Below are 556 nucleotides of genomic sequence, written 5' to 3'. Positions count from 1 at the left end.
TCGACCAACGAACTTCGAACTTCGAGAAGGGAGGCAGCCGTCGAAGGTGGGGTCGGTAATTGGGGTGAAGTCGTAACAAGGTAGCCGTATCGGAAGGTGCGGCTGGATCACCTCCTTTCTAAGGAGCTACTCGAAGTTCGAAATTCGAGATTCGAAGTTCGAAGAAGAAGGAATTCGCCCCTGGCGAATTCCAGCAAACATCGAACCTCGAACGACGAATCGAACCTCGAAACTCCAGGTCGAACCATCTCGACACGCTGTTTAGTTTTGAGGGATCACCCTCAGTGGTCAGTCGCCAGTCGTCGGTGGTCAGTATAAAGGGTCATGGCTTAAGGGTCAAAAAAGACCTGAAAGAAATACCCGGATACCGGCGCCCGAAGACAGACGACCGACGCCCAAACTCTGTTCCTTGAAAACTGCACAGCGAAGAAAGCACAGGTAGCACACAAGACGCCGAGAAAAGGTCAAGCTAGAAAGGGCGTACGGTGGATGCCTGGGCGCCAGGAGGCCGAAGAAGGACGTGGCAAGCTGCGAAAAGCTACGGTGAGCCGCAAGC

General features: G+C 53.8%; 2 rRNA genes. Both read left to right on the top strand.

The window, feature by feature from the left end:
* Positions 1-118, top strand: a 16S ribosomal RNA gene (locus IT084_RS17700); the annotation flags it as partial.
* A 344-nt stretch (positions 119-462) separates the two neighbouring features.
* A 23S ribosomal RNA gene (locus IT084_RS17695) occupies positions 463-556 on the top strand; the annotation flags it as partial.

The sequence above is a fragment of the Desulfallas sp. Bu1-1 genome (assembly GCF_015594625.1).
In the GTDB taxonomy this organism is placed as follows: Bacteria; Bacillota; Desulfotomaculia; order Desulfotomaculales; family Desulfallaceae; genus JADNRQ01.
The sequence above is the reverse complement of the archived record's forward strand: the minus strand, read 5'-3'. Positions and strand labels throughout refer to the sequence as shown.